At 64.7% G+C, this 12,850-nt stretch carries 13 protein-coding genes and 1 tRNA gene; 8 read left to right on the top strand and 6 right to left on the bottom strand.

The window, feature by feature from the left end:
- Positions 1 to 4: 4 nt before the first annotated feature.
- Positions 5 to 916 (bottom strand): LysR family transcriptional regulator, encoded by a 912-nt coding sequence (locus tag IB257_RS15275; protein ID WP_054457866.1) that lies wholly within the window; start codon positions 914 to 916, stop codon positions 5 to 7.
- Positions 917 to 1,178: 262 nt separating this feature from the next.
- Between IB257_RS15275 and IB257_RS15270 the strand changes: the two genes are divergently transcribed.
- The 7 genes from IB257_RS15270 (at position 1,179) to IB257_RS15240 (ending at position 7,699) form a co-directional block, all read left to right on the top strand.
- Positions 1,179 to 1,955: a 5-oxoprolinase subunit PxpA gene (locus tag IB257_RS15270; protein ID WP_054457867.1), complete on the top strand. Its 777-nt coding sequence runs from the start codon at positions 1,179 to 1,181 to the stop codon at positions 1,953 to 1,955.
- A 37-nt stretch (positions 1,956 to 1,992) separates the two neighbouring features.
- Positions 1,993 to 2,235: an acetyl-CoA carboxylase gene (locus IB257_RS15265; protein ID WP_119450622.1), complete on the top strand. Its 243-nt coding sequence runs from the start codon at positions 1,993 to 1,995 to the stop codon at positions 2,233 to 2,235.
- An 8-nt stretch (positions 2,236 to 2,243) separates the two neighbouring features.
- Positions 2,244 to 3,644 carry an acetyl-CoA carboxylase biotin carboxylase subunit gene (locus tag IB257_RS15260; RefSeq protein ID WP_192492505.1) on the top strand — a complete coding sequence of 467 codons (1,401 nt, stop codon included), beginning with the start codon at positions 2,244 to 2,246 and terminating at the stop codon, positions 3,642 to 3,644.
- A complete protein-coding gene (locus IB257_RS15255; RefSeq protein ID WP_119450620.1) occupies positions 3,641 to 4,513 on the top strand; it encodes an allophanate hydrolase subunit 1 in 873 nt (290 codons plus the stop codon). The genes IB257_RS15260 and IB257_RS15255 overlap by 4 nt, the downstream gene beginning before the upstream one ends.
- The gene (locus tag IB257_RS15250) at positions 4,506 to 5,495 is read left to right on the top strand and encodes a biotin-dependent carboxyltransferase family protein (RefSeq protein WP_054457871.1); all 990 of its coding nucleotides are present in this window, start codon (positions 4,506 to 4,508) and stop codon (positions 5,493 to 5,495) included. The genes IB257_RS15255 and IB257_RS15250 overlap by 8 nt, the downstream gene beginning before the upstream one ends.
- A 137-nt stretch (positions 5,496 to 5,632) precedes the next feature.
- Positions 5,633 to 6,961 carry a cytosine permease gene (locus tag IB257_RS15245; RefSeq protein WP_192492504.1) on the top strand — a complete coding sequence of 443 codons (1,329 nt, stop codon included), beginning with the start codon at positions 5,633 to 5,635 and terminating at the stop codon, positions 6,959 to 6,961.
- 87 nt (positions 6,962 to 7,048) lie between these two features.
- Entirely contained in the window at positions 7,049 to 7,699 is a 651-nt protein-coding gene (locus IB257_RS15240) for an HD domain-containing protein (RefSeq protein WP_192492503.1), read from the top strand.
- A 66-nt stretch (positions 7,700 to 7,765) separates the two neighbouring features.
- Here the strand turns inward: IB257_RS15240 and IB257_RS15235 are convergent, their stop codons facing one another.
- On the bottom strand, positions 7,766 to 8,602 hold the full coding sequence (locus IB257_RS15235) for an SDR family oxidoreductase (RefSeq protein WP_192492502.1): 837 nt from the start codon (positions 8,600 to 8,602) through the stop codon (positions 7,766 to 7,768).
- Between the two features lie 518 nt (positions 8,603 to 9,120).
- On the opposite strand from IB257_RS15235, the gene IB257_RS15230 reads away from it, so the two are divergent.
- Entirely contained in the window at positions 9,121 to 9,690 is a 570-nt protein-coding gene (locus tag IB257_RS15230; protein WP_225588910.1) for a TetR/AcrR family transcriptional regulator, read from the top strand.
- Between the two features lie 60 nt (positions 9,691 to 9,750).
- Here the strand turns inward: IB257_RS15230 and IB257_RS15225 are convergent.
- The 4 genes from IB257_RS15225 to pstC form a co-directional block, all read right to left on the bottom strand.
- Positions 9,751 to 9,827 (bottom strand) — tRNA-Pro (locus IB257_RS15225).
- 227 nt (positions 9,828 to 10,054) lie between these two features.
- Entirely contained in the window at positions 10,055 to 10,831 is a 777-nt protein-coding gene (gene pstB / locus IB257_RS15220; protein ID WP_006221056.1) for a phosphate ABC transporter ATP-binding protein PstB, read from the bottom strand.
- A 48-nt stretch (positions 10,832 to 10,879) separates the two neighbouring features.
- On the bottom strand, positions 10,880 to 11,734 hold the full coding sequence (gene pstA, locus IB257_RS15215) for a phosphate ABC transporter permease PstA (protein WP_082400756.1): 855 nt from the start codon (positions 11,732 to 11,734) through the stop codon (positions 10,880 to 10,882).
- A 26-nt stretch (positions 11,735 to 11,760) separates the two neighbouring features.
- Positions 11,761 to 12,777 carry a phosphate ABC transporter permease subunit PstC gene (pstC, locus tag IB257_RS15210; protein ID WP_054451356.1) on the bottom strand — a complete coding sequence of 339 codons (1,017 nt, stop codon included), beginning with the start codon at positions 12,775 to 12,777 and terminating at the stop codon, positions 11,761 to 11,763.
- Between the last annotated feature and the right edge of the window lie 73 nt (positions 12,778 to 12,850).

Genomic DNA, 12,850 nt, shown 5'->3' with positions numbered 1-12,850 from the left:
GCGTTCAGCCCGCCCCGCCCCGCTGCGCCATGTACGCATGCCGGAAATAGTCCCGCACCGCCTGCATGGCGGGCGACACTTCCGCGCCCCGGCGCCAGGCCAACCCGACGTTCATGGGCGGAATCGGGTCCTTGAGCTGTACCGTTTCAATCCGCCGCCCCTCCAGCGACCAGGGCCGGTAGACCATGTCCGACAGCAGGGCCACGCCGCTGCCGTTGGCCACCATGCTGCGCACCGCCTCGACGGATGAGGTGCGCAGCCGCACGTCGGGCTTGAAGGGGGTTTCGTTCCAGTAACGCAAGGCGGTGTAGGCCGCCTCGTCCACGGTCAGCATGATGAAGGGTTCGCGCGAGACGTCCTCCAGAGTCACGGCGTCCGCCGCAAGCAAGGGATGCCTGGCCGGCAGCCACAGGCGTCGCGGCGAGCCGAAGAAATGCTCCACCGCCAGATCCGGATTGGCGACGTTCGAGGTCAGCAACACCGCCATGTCATAGCGGTTTGCGATCAGGCCTTCCTCGATTGCGCTGCGGTTCAGTTCGTGCAGCTGGATGTCCAGGCGCGGATACAGCTGAGACAGCCGCTGCAGGTGATACGGCAGGAAGTAGCCGATCACCGTATAGGACGCCGCCAGCAACAGGCGGCCCGAGACCTCTTCCGCCGTCGCCGGCATGCGCAGGGCCTCGTCGACCGACGACAGGATGTTGTAGGCGTGGTTCAAGAAGGTGCGGCCGCTGTGAGTCAGCGTCACGCCGTGGGCGCCCCGCAGGAACAGCGCCGTGCCCACTGTCTCCTCCAGTTCGCGGATGGCGCTGGTGATGGCCGACTGGGATATCGCCAGCTGGATTGCCGCCTGCGAAATCTGGCCCAGTTCGGCTGCGGCGATGAAGTATTTGAGCTGACGTAGGGTAATCGACATGTCTGGTCTTATCTTTTTAATCGATATCTTTACCCCAGAATATCTGAATATTCTCTCTGCGATCCGATGCGTCTTATCAGGGGTATCCCTTATTTTTCATAGGAAAAACGTCGGAACGATGCTGCCAATTCGACGGATAGTTATCTAAAAAACAGATATTGATCGATCAATAAAAAGATCTTTTTGTCCCCCTCGGCCTTGGCTAATGTTCACGTCACACGCCGCGTCGAATGCGGCGAGCAACGCCAAGGAGCCTCCGGCAATGAGCAAACGCAGCATCGACCTCAACTCGGACATGGGGGAAGGATTCGGCCCGTGGACCATCGGGGACGGCGTGGACGAAGCGATCATGCCCTTGATCAGTTCGGCCAACATCGCCACGGGATTCCATGCCGGCGACCCGCGGATCATGAACCGCACGGTGTTGCAGGCCCGCGAACACGGCGTCTGCATCGGCGCCCATCCCGGCTTTCGCGACCTGGTCGGCTTCGGCCGGCGGGACATGCGCGAAAGCGCCGAAGCGCTGGTGCACGACATCGTCTATCAACTGGGCGCGCTGCGCGAATTCGCCCGACTGCACGGACTGCGCCTGCAGCACGTGAAGCCGCACGGCGCGCTGTACATGCAGGCCGCCCGCGACGAAGCCTTGTCGCGCCGTTTGATCGAAACGCTGCAGGAGCTGGAGCCCACGCTGGCGCTGTACTGCATGGAAAGCTCGGTCACCTACCGTCTGGCGCGCGAACTGAACCAGCCCGTGGTGCGCGAGTTCTACGCCGACCGCGACTACGACGCCAGCGGCTCCATCGTCTTCACCCGCTACACCCAGCCGCTGGACCCCGCCCAGGTCGCCGAAAAAGTGCTGCGCGCCTGCACCGAGGGCCGCGTGCGCACGGTCGAAGGCAAGGACATCCCCATCGACTTCGATTCCGTCTGCATACACAGCGACACACCCGGCGCCCTGTCCCTGGTGCGCGCCACCCGCGAGAAGCTGGAAGCCCACGGTATCCGGATCGCGCCGCCCAGCGTGACCGGCCCCTGACCCCCTGCCGCCCGAACGACATTCCAAGGAGAAAACCATGCCGTTGCACGATATTCCCAGCCCCCTGCCCGGAACCTTCTACCGCCGCCCCAGCCCCGACGCTGCCCCCTTCGTGGAGCGGGGCGCCACGGTCGCCGCCGGCGCCGTGATCGGCATCGTCGAGGTCATGAAGCAGTTCAACCAGATCGAAACGCCCACCGGCGGCGTGGTGGCCGAGATCCTGGTGGAAGACGGCGAGCCGGTGGAAGCCGGACAGCCCCTGCTGCGCATCGAGGGATAGGCCGCGCCATGTCCGATACCCATCTTCCCTACCGGCCGCGCAACATCCACAAGGTGCTGGTGGCCAACCGCGGCGAAATCGCCTTGCGCATCATCCGCGCCGCCCGCGAACTGGGCATGCGCACCGTGGCCGTATACAGCGAAGCGGACCGAGACGCGCTGGCCACGCGCATGGCCGACGAAGCGGTGCTCATCGGCCCCTCGCACGCGACGCGCAGCTATCTGAACACCGAAGCGCTGCTGGAGGCCGCCCGCAGCACCGGCGCCCAGGCAGTACATCCCGGCTACGGCTTCCTGTCGGAAAACGCGGCATTCGCGCAGGCCGTGAGCGACGCCGGCCTGATCTTCGTCGGGCCCGATGCCGCCACCATCCGCACGATGGGCGACAAGGCGGCGGCGCGCGCCTGCGCCCAGGCGGCCGGCGTGCCGACGGTGCCTGGCAGCGAAGGCGTGCTGTCATCGCTGGACGAAGCCCTGACCCATGCCGCCATCATTGGCTACCCGCTCATGATCAAGGCAGCCGCGGGCGGCGGCGGGCGCGGCATACGCGTGGTGCGCGACGAAGCCGAACTGCGCGCGCAGATGCCGCAGGCCCAGGCCGAGGCGCAGGCGGCCTTCGGCGAAGCCGGCGTATACCTGGAGCGCTATCTGCCGCGCGCGCGGCACATCGAAGTGCAGGTTCTGGGCGACGGCAGCAACGCCGTCCACCTGTATGAACGCGAATGCTCCCTGCAACGGCGCCGGCAGAAGGTATTGGAAGAAGCGCCCTCACCCGCCCTGAACCCCGCCACCCGGCAGAAGCTGTGCGAATCGGCGGCGCAACTGGCGCGCTCGGTCGGGTACCGGGGAGCGGGCACGCTGGAGTATCTGTACGACGACAGCCGCGGCGCCGGCGAGTTCTACTTCATCGAGATGAACACCCGCATCCAGGTCGAGCACCCCATCACCGAAGCCATCACGGGCGTGGACCTGGTGCGCGAAATGCTGCGCATCGCCGACGGCGAACCCCTGCGCTTACGCCAGCAGGACATCGCCATTCGCGGCGCAGCGATCGAATGCCGCATCAACGCCGAAGACCCCAAGCGCAACTTCGCGCCCAGCCCTGGCCGGGTGGAACACGTGCGCTGGCCCGGCGGGCCCGGCGTGCGCGTGGACTCGATGCTGTATCCGGGCTGCTCCGTGCCGCCCTACTATGACTCGCTGCTGGCCAAGCTGATCGTCTGGGACGAGAGCCGCGCGGCGGCGCTGGCGCGCATGGCGCGCGCGCTCGACGAAGTGGAACTGACGGGCGTGCATTCAACGCTGGCCCTGCACCGCGAACTGCTGGAGGATGCGGACGTGCTGGCGGGCCGCTACCACACCAATTATCTTGAAGCCTGGATGCAAAGGGACCGGGAGGAAAACCAATGAGCTTGCGCTACACCCATGGCGGCGACGAGTTCATCTTCGTCGAGATCAGCGAGGACATGTCGCTGGAATCCTTCTTCAAGGGCATGGCGATCACGCGGGCGCTGCGCGAACGCGCGGTCGACGGCGTGACCGAGATCTGCCCGGCCAACGCGTCCTATCAAGTACGGTACGACCCCGACCGCATCGCGCCGGACGCCCTGCTGGCCCTGCTGCGCGAACTGGAGGCGGGCATAGACCTGGCCAACCTGACGCTGGCCACCCGCATCATCGAAGTGCCGGTGTACTACAACGACCCCTGGACCCACGAGACCCTGATGCGGTTTCGCGAAAGGCACCAGGATCCGGAATCGACCGACCTGGAGTACGCGGCCCGCATCAACGGCCACGACTCGGTGCAGGGCTTCATCGACGCCCACTCCGGTTCGCCCTGGTTCGTGTCCATGGTGGGCTTCGTGGCCGGGTTGCCCTTCATGTACCAGATGGTGGAACGCGAGCGCCAGCTGCAGGTTCCCAAATACCTGCGCCCCCGCACCGATACTCCCAAACACACGGTGGGACACGGCGGCTGCTTCGGCTGCATCTATTCGGTACGCGGCGCGGGCGGCTACCAGATGTTCGGCGTCACGCCAGCACCCATCTTCGAACCTGCCCAGCGCCAGGCGCATCTGCGCGATTCGATGGTGTTCTTCCGCCCGGGCGACATCGTGAAGTTCAAGCCCATCACCCGCGACGAGTACGACCAGGCCACGGCGCAGGTCGAGGCCGGCAGCTTCGACCTGCGCATCCGGCCCGTGTCGTTCTCGCTGGCCGAGTTCCAGCGCGCGCCCGATGCCTGCAACGCCCAACTGCTGGAGACGCTCCATGCCTAACGATCCCATCATCGAAGTCATCAAGCCCGGCCTGGCCACTTCGGTGCAGGACACGGGCCGCCTAGGCCACTACCACCTGGGCATACCGCCGTCCGGCGCGCTCGATCAGTACGCGCTGGCCGCCGCCAACCTGCTGGTGGGCAATGCCGCCGGCGACGCGGTACTGGAATGCACGCTGCTCGGCCCGGAGCTGTTGTTCCACCGCACCGCCGTGATTGCCGTGACGGGCGCCAGCATGATCCCCAAGATCGACGGCGTGGCGCAGGCCTGCAATGTGGCGCTGGCGGTGCAGGCCGGCAGCCGGCTGTCGTTCGACTTCGTGCAGGCCGGCGCCCGCGCCTGCCTGGCGGTCGCGGGCGGCATCGACGTCCCTGTGGTCCTGGGCAGCCGCTCGACCTACGCGCTGGGCGCTATCGGCGGGCACGAAGGCCGCAAGCTGCAGGCCGGCGACCGGCTGGCGGTGGGCCGGGCGTCCATCCGCACACGCGTGGGCCGCGAACTGCCGGCCGCGTTGGCCGAGGCCCCGCCCAAGACGCAGACGCTGCGCGTGCTTCCGGGTCTATACGATCACCGCCTGGAGCCAGAATCCGCCGCCACTTTCTATGAAGACGCCTGGACCGTGACCTCCGAGGCCGATCGCATCGGCTACCGCTACAAGCAGGGCCGCCCGCTACGCTTTCGCGCCCGCGAGCAACCTTTCGGCGCGGGCGCCGATCCGTCGAACATCGTCGACGCCTGCTATCCCATCGGCTCCATCCAGGTGCCTGCGGGCGTGGAACCCATCATCCTGCATCGCGATGCGGTGTCCGGCGGCGGCTACGCCATGATAGGCACGGTCATCAGCGCCGACCTGGACAAGGTCGGTCAGATGCAGCCCAACCAGAGCGCCCATTTCGAGCGGGTGACGCTGGAGCAGGCGGTGGCCGCAAGGCGCGACTACCGCGCCCGCTTCGAGCGGCTGCATCAGGCGCTCAGCGGCTAATCCCCGGGGCGCGGCCGGTCCGCGCCCTTCTCCCGGTTTTTCTTATATCCCGGCCTTGCCCCCTGGCAAGGCCGGTGGGCGACCCGCGCCCGTTCCGCAGTCGAACCGCAGCATCCGATCCCGCCAGGAGATCCGACATGGCCAACATGACCCCACGCAAACCGTCCGATGAGACGGACAACTCGCTGCATGCCGTCGCCGACAGCGACCGCATGCCCCGCTACGCCCTCACCATGGCCTGGTGGGCCGTGTGCAGCGCCGTGTTCTACATCGTCGTCGGCGCCACGCTCGCGCTGAAATACGGCGCCCGCAACGCCATCATCGGCATGGTGCTGTCGGTGATCAGCTACGGGCTGATCAACGGCGTCATCAGCCGCTACGCCATCCGCAGCGGCCTGTCGGTGGCGCTGTTCTCGCGCCGGCTCTTCGGCACCTCGGGCGCGGCGCTGGCCACCCTGATCTTCTTCGCCACCGCCATCTACTACGCGGTGTTCGAAGGCGCGGTGATGTCGGTCGCCGCGCATCATCTTTATCCTGTCGTGCCGTACTGGCTGGTGGCGCTGGTGGTGGTCATCTACAGCGTGCTGTTGATCTTCGGCAGCGTGCAAACATGGCTCGACAAGTTCAACGGCGTGCTGCTGCCCTTCTATTTGCTGGGGTTGTTGCTGGCCGTGGTGATGGCGACGCAGGAATACGGCTACAGCGATGCCTGGCTGTCATTCGGTCCGCCCGAAGGCCCGGTCCCCGGCGGTTGGTGGGACGCCTTCGTGTACTACATGGGCGTATGGGTCCTGATGATGTTCACCTTCGACTATGCCCGCTTCGGCAAGCGCGAAGACCAGACCTACCATAGCCGCTACAACTTCGGCATGCCCTTTTATCTGGTGACCTTCCTGCTCAACGGCGTGGCCGGCATCTATCTGGTCAGCACCATCCCCAGCGACGCCGCGCTGTCGGAAGTGTCGGTGGTGCTGGCGCTGCTCAAGCTGATGGGCCTGGGCGGATTGCTGTTCGTGTGGATCACGCAGACCCGCATCAACACCGCCAACTACTACCTGGCCACCATCAACATGCAGGCATTCTTCGCGCGCTGGCCGGGCATGCGCTGGCCCAAGGCGATGTGGGCGGTCATCGTGGGCGCGGTGACGTATGCGCTGATGCTGCTGGACGTGTTCTCGTATCTGCTGCAGGCGCTCGCCTACCAGGGCATCTTTGTGGTGTCGTGGGTGGCGGTGGCCCTGGTGCACATTCTGGGCGACCAGGAGTCCGCGCCGCAACATGGCGGGGCCGCCTTCAACCGCGCTGGCCTGGCCGGCTGGTTCGCAGGCGCGATCTGCGGCCTGGCGCTGATGCACACGGAGGGTTTCGCGGCGACGCTGGCCGCGCCGGCCAGCTTCGTGGTGTCGGCGCTGGTGTACCGGATCTGCTCCACGGCGGCGGCACGGATGCAGGCGCAGGGCGGCTAAGGCCGCGCTGCGGGCAGCGCGGCAAAACGCCCGGCCCGAAAACGTCCTGTGTACACTTTCCGCTGGTCCCGAAGCTGGCGGAAGAAAATGAAGATGCGCGAAGATTTGGCGGCATTGCGGCCGCAGCTCATACAGATCGCCCAGAGCGCGGGTACCGGTGACGGCGCCCATGACCTGAGCCATCTGGAACGCGTATGGAAGGCCGCCAACAGCATGCTGGCGCACCACCCCGAAGCCGACGCCATGGTGGTCATGGCCGCCAGTTACCTGCATGACCTTGTCAACCTGCCCAAGAACCATCCCGACCGGGCGCGCGCATCGACCATGGCGGCTGACGAGGCCGTGCGTGAGCTGCAGGCCGCCGGCTATCCCTCAACCAAGCTCGCAGCCGTCCATCACGCCATCGAGGCCCACAGCTACTCCGCCAACATCCCGCCCCGGACCATCGAGGCCCGCATCGTGCAGGATGCCGACCGCCTGGATGCGCTTGGACCGGTGGGACTGGCCCGCATGTTCCATGTCGGCGGGCAACTGGGGCGGGCGCTTGCGCACCCCACCGACCCCATGGGCATGCATCGGCAACTGGACGACGGCGCCTACGCGCTGGATCACATCGAATTGAAGCTCGCACGCATCGCGGGAACCATGCAGACGGATGGCGGCCGCGCGCTTGCTGCCACGCGGCTGGACTGGATACGGCGGTTTCGTGATGAGTTCGTGGCAGATTGGTCGGCCTGATTCAGGTTCCCGCCCACGCCATCAATTGGCAGGCTGGCGGCGCCTGGCCGACAAACCACGGATCCATCACAGCACGAAGCAATCCGCCGAAGCGCGCACCGTCATGTCGCTGACCGAAACGCCCCACGGTTGATCGATGGCCAGCAGGATCGCGTCGGCGATCGAGTCAGGCTCCACCGGCATATGCGACAGGCTCTCCGGATCGCGGAGATCAGGCGGCAGGGCCCCTTCCTGCAGGCCCTTTACCATTGCCATGAATTGCTCCATGTTGTTCCCGACTCTCCCGACGGCGGCAGCGTGGTTGGCTACGGACCCGCCAAGTCCGGTGTTGGGCACTCCGGTGGGGCTGATGGTCGTAACCTTGATCTTCCCGCGCGCCTCCGTCCTCACGGCTTCCGACATGAAATCGACTGCGGCTTTGGTGGCGCCGTAGATTGCCGCGCCCACTGCGGGGAAGTCCCCATAGATGGACGAGATGTTGATGAAGTGGCCCCGCCCCTGAAAGATCATCGCATCGTGGGCGGCAATCATGCCATTGAACACGCCCCTCATATTGATGTCGATACAACGCATCCAGGCATCGTAGGCACGCGAGTGAGCCGCGACAAAAGCCAGCGGCATGATGCCTGCATTGTTGAGCATTACGTCAATCGAACCATAGCGCTGCACGCTGGCGCCGACGAGGCCTCTCAGGTCATCCAGAATGCGGACATCCGCGGCTAGGGCCTGCGCCCGGCCGCCCGCCGCGGTAATGCGCGCGACGGTTTCCACCACAGCGTCCGCGTCGATATCGCCGCACGTCACCAGCGCGCCACGGGCGGCGGCCTGCTGCGCGACTTGGCGTCCAAAGCCGCCGCCTGCCCCGGTAATGACGATGGTCTTGCCTGAGATGTAATCGCTCATGATTCTCTTCTCCAATGCCGCTATGCGAGGAGCCGCGCCATGCCGCATCGCCGCCGTGCGCATGACCTGCCGTTGCATCCACGCAAGTCGCGGACTGATCCGTGGGATACGGCAGAGCTGGCAGGAGGACCAACCCGCGGCCATATTTCGTTATCACACAATAATTAGAATTCTAATTCTATTATTGGAAGGTACTTGAGTCCCATCAACGCGAGGTTTCCCTAGGCCGAGATCAGTGCTGGGCCAAGCACCTGTGACCGCCGTTCGTCCTGCAAACAACCTCCCCGTTATGACGTGGCAGCAACAGGCGCTTGATCGATAAGAGAGCGCATCTGCTACGGCATAATGTGGCACTTCAGGTTTGGATAGATGTTGTCATGGCAGCCCCTCCATCGCAGAAAACAACTACCAAGACAACGCGCGCTTCCAGGGAGCGGAAAGCCGCTCGCCCGGTCGCGCAATCACCGGGCGTTCCGCGCCCTCCCCGTCAGTTACGCAGCGAGGAGTCCCTGGCCAGGATGATCCGCGCCGGCCGCGAATTGATAGAACGGCACGCCAACCTGGACCTGGTACTGATTGGTGACGTGATACGTCTCGCGGACACATCCATCGGCGCGTTCTATGGCCGTTTCCAGGACAAAGAGACCTTTCTTGCGGCAGTCCTGGACGCTGCCGTCACGGAAAGCAAAGCGCAAGCCGATAATCTTGTCCGCCAAGACGCCGTCTGGACCGAAGGCACCGCCTCGGATATCGTCGCAGCCATGGTGGATTTTTACGTCGATGGCTGCCGCGAAAGCCAGGGGACTTTCAAGGCCGTGCTACAGGATTTCTCGATGGCCGAACGAGAATCGAGTCCGTTGGTCATCTTGAATCGCCATATGCATGCCCTGTTCGTGCCGGCCTTGGCTCGAAAAATGCCGGTCCAGGCGGGCGTGGACACAGAATTGGAAATCCAGATCGCCATGCAGATGCTGCTGGGAACGCTCAGTGCCATGATGCTGACGGACCCGGGTCCAATGCGCCTCCCGGATGATGCAATCAAGCAGCTGCTGACGGAAAGGATGCGGCGGATGCTGGGCTTGACCTGAGGGTCGGCCCGGAAATGGCAAAAGGCCGTCAGCGACATATCGCTGACGGCCTTTCTTCATTGGTCGGGGCGGTGGGATTCGAACTCACGACCCTCTGCTCCCAAAGCAGATGCGCTACCAGGCTGCGCTACGCCCCGAAGGGTGGCAACTATACCAGATCCCGGCCCGGTTGGCCTATGCGGCTGGGCCTGCGGGGCTGTTACGCGCTGGCGGGGATGTTCATGGTGCTGATTCCCGGCCGCCATGCGGGCAACGTCCAGGAGCAGCCCCGGCGGGCTCCGAGCAGGTGCTGCTGTAACAGCAAATGAAAAACGGCGCGCTGTCCGAACAGCGCGCCGCCATTTGCAGAGCCGAAACGCAACGGTCAGCCGAAGCGGCCCGTGATGTAGTCTTCCGTTTCCTTGCGCGAAGGCTTCACGAAGATCTGGTCGGTCTGGCCGAATTCCATCAGCTCGCCCAGGTACATGTAGGCGGTGTAGTCCGAGCAGCGCGCGGCCTGCTGCATGTTGTGCGTCACGATGACGACGGTGTAGTCGTTCTTCAGTTCGGCGATCAGCTCTTCGATCTTGGCGGTCGAAATCGGGTCCAGCGCCGAGCACGGCTCGTCCAGCAGCAGCACTTCCGGCTTGATGGCCACGCCGCGCGCGATGCACAGGCGCTGTTGCTGGCCGCCCGACAGGCTGTTGCCGCTCTGGTGCAGCTTGTCCTTCACTTCGTTCCACAGCGCGGCCTTGCTCAGGGCCCATTCCACGCGCTCGTCCATTTCCCCCTTGGACAGGCGCTCGAACAGGCGCACGCCGAAGGCGATGTTGTCGTAGATGCTCATGGGGAACGGCGTGGGCTTCTGGAACACCATGCCGACCTTGGCGCGGATCAGCGAGATGTCGGTCTTGGCCGTCAGCAGGTTTTCGCCGTCCAGGATGATTTCGCCCTCGGCGCGCTGGCCGGGGTAGAGCTCGAACATGCGGTTGAAGGTGCGCAGCAGCGTGGACTTGCCGCAGCCGGACGGGCCGATGAAGGCCGTGACCTTCTTCTCCTGGATCGACATGTTCACATTGCGGATCGCATGGAACTTGCCGTAGTAGAAGTTCAGGTTCTTGACCTCGATCTTGTTCTTGACGGCGGTAGCGGTGTTTTCCATTTGGTTTCCCTTGGCTCCGGCGCGCCCGGCGCGCCGGCATAGCGATCTTTACTTGCGGAACATGTTGCGGGCGATGATGTTGATGCCCAGCACCAGCAGCGTAATCAGGGTGGCGCCGGCCCAGGCCAGGTTGTTCCAGTCCTTGAAGGGGCTGGCGGCGTACTGGTAAATCACGACCGGCAGGTTGGCCATCGGGCCGTTCATGTTCAAGGACATGAACTGGTTCGACAGCGCGGTGAACAGCAGCGGCGCGGTTTCACCCGAGATGCGGGCGATGGCCAGCAGCACGCCGGTGATGATGCCGGTCTTGGCGGCGCGATAGCACACCATGGTGATCATGCGCCACTTGGGGCAGCCCAGCGCGGCAGCGGCTTCGCGCAGGCTGTTGGGCACCAGCAGCAGCATGTTGTCGGTGGTGCGCACCACCACCGGAATCACCAGGATGGACAGCGCGATGGCACCGGCCCAGCCCGAGTAGTGCCCCACCTGGGCCACGTACACGGCGTAGATGAACAGGCCGATGATGATGGACGGGGCCGACAACAGCACGTCGTTCAGGAAGCGCGTGGCCGGCGCCAGCCAGCCGCGCTGGCCGTATTCGGCCAGGTAGGTACCGGCCAGGATGCCGACGGGCGTGCCGATGAGCGTGCCCACGCCAGCCATCATCACGCTGCCGAAGATGGCGTTGATGAGACCGCCGGTCTGCCCGGGCGGCGGCGTGATCTCGGTGAAGAGCGTGTACGACAGCGCGGGCGCGCCCTTCATCAACAGCGTCAGAATGATCCAGAACAGCCAGAACAGCCCGAACACCAGGGTGCCCAGCGACACGGTCAGCATGATGCGGTTGACTACGCGGCGCCGGCGATAGGTGCCGTTCTGCATATTGAGTACGGATACAGCCATGATCTTTTCCTTGTGCTCGCGGCGCGTCAGGTTTTCTTGCCTTCACTGGCGGACAAGCGGACCAGCAGCATCTTGGCCAGGGCGAGCACGATGGTCGTGATCAGGAACAGGATCAGGCCCAGTTCCAGCAGCGCCGACTTCTGTATGCCGCCCGCTTCATTGAATTCGTTGGCCAGCGCGGAAGCGATCGAGTTGCCCGGCGAGAACAGCGAACCGGACCACTTGAAGGCGTTGCCGATGACGAAGGTCACCGCCATGGTTTCGCCAAGCGCGCGGCCCAGGCCCAGCATGATGCCGCCGATGACGCCCGACTTGGTGTAGGGCAGCACCACGCGCCACATCACTTCCCAGGTCGTGCTGCCCAGGCCGTAGGCGGATTCCTTGAGCATCGCCGGCACCAGTTCGAACACGTCGCGCATCACCGCGGCGATGAACGGGATGATCATGATCGAGAGGATCAGGCCGGCCGTGAAGATGCCGATGCCGAAGGGCGGCCCCGCGAAGATGCCGCCGATCACGGGCAGGCTGCCCAATGTGGCGATCATGAAGGGCTGCACATACTGCTGGAACACGGGGACGAAGACGAACAGGCCCCACATGCCGTAGATGATGGACGGAATCGCCGCCAGCATTTCGACCGCTGTGCCCAGGGGGCGGCGCAGCCAGGTGGGCGACAGTTCGGTCAGGAAGATGGCGATGCCGAAGGACACGGGCACGGCGATGATCAGGGCGATGGCCGAGGTCAGCAGCGTACCGATGATGGGCACCACGGCGCCGTAGTTCGAATTGACCGGATCCCAGTCGTTGAGCCAGAGGAACGACAGGCCGTACTTGGCCAGCGATTCGCGGCTGCCGTAGATCAGGGAAACAAGAATCGCCGCCAGCAGGATGAACACCAGGAAGGCGAACAGGCGGGTCAGGTTCTTGAATAGCGCATCCATCAGCGCGTTTTTGTTTTGCTTCATAGGCGAAGGCGTGCCGGTAGTCACGGAGTCCGCCACGCTGGGCGAAAGCGGCACACTATTATCCATTACCGCGCTCATGGATGGACTTTCCTTAGGAAACCAGGGGAGAAACTTCGAAGGTCTTGCGGCGGACCGCCGCCAGCATCCCGTA

The organism is Achromobacter sp. ACM03 (assembly GCF_014851665.1).
Classification (GTDB): Bacteria; Pseudomonadota; Gammaproteobacteria; order Burkholderiales; family Burkholderiaceae_B; genus Achromobacter; species Achromobacter aegrifaciens.
Note: the sequence above shows the minus strand (reverse complement) of the source record. Positions and strands in the feature narration are given on the sequence as shown.